Below are 610 nucleotides of genomic sequence, written 5' to 3'. Positions count from 1 at the left end.
GCCTGAAGGATATCGGCCAGTTCGCCTGGGGCGCTCTTGGTGACCTCGAAGGACTGTTCCAAACGCGCCCGGGTCTCCACCAGCGTCTGTCGCTTGCGCAGCAGGTCGTGCATCTGTTGCTGCTCGTCGCTGCGTGGCACGTATTCACGCAAGCGGTCGCTTTCTTTCTTCACGTACCGGGCGATCACCTGGGCGTCCATCGCATCGGTCTTGCCGCGTGCGCCGGTCGCCTTGGCGTAATTCTTGATCAAGCGAGGATTGATTACGTAGACCCTGTGACCGGCCTGACCGGCCATTCGCGCCACAAGCTCATGGTGGCGACCGGTCGCCTCCATGCCAACCTGGCACCGCGGAGGAAGGGTCTTGAGCCATTTGGCTATGCCGGCCTTGGTATTCGGGATTCTGTCACCGGCCTTGCAGTCGACCACCGCTGGCACGAGCTCCTTGGAGTCCACGTCCAGGCCAATCTCAAGAGAATCGGACATTTGCCCTACTCCCAGCTATCTTTAAGGGGCTGGGGTGGTACCGCACCGACGTTAGCTTGCCTACATCGACGATCCCCTTTTTGGGGCCGTACGATCCTCTATCGACGTTCGTGTGCGGGATGGGG

1 protein-coding gene is annotated in these 610 nt (G+C 60.8%); it reads right to left on the bottom strand.

The annotated features are described in order from the left end of the window. Nucleotides 1-485: IS110 family transposase (locus AC2LB6_RS24600; protein WP_490095471.1), on the bottom strand; the 485-nt coding region annotated here is incomplete at its 3' end. Nucleotides 486-610: the final 125 nt, after the last annotated feature.

This window comes from Pantoea sp. RCC30.1 (genome assembly GCF_058148845.1).
This window is presented reverse-complemented; position numbering and strand designations above follow the sequence as displayed.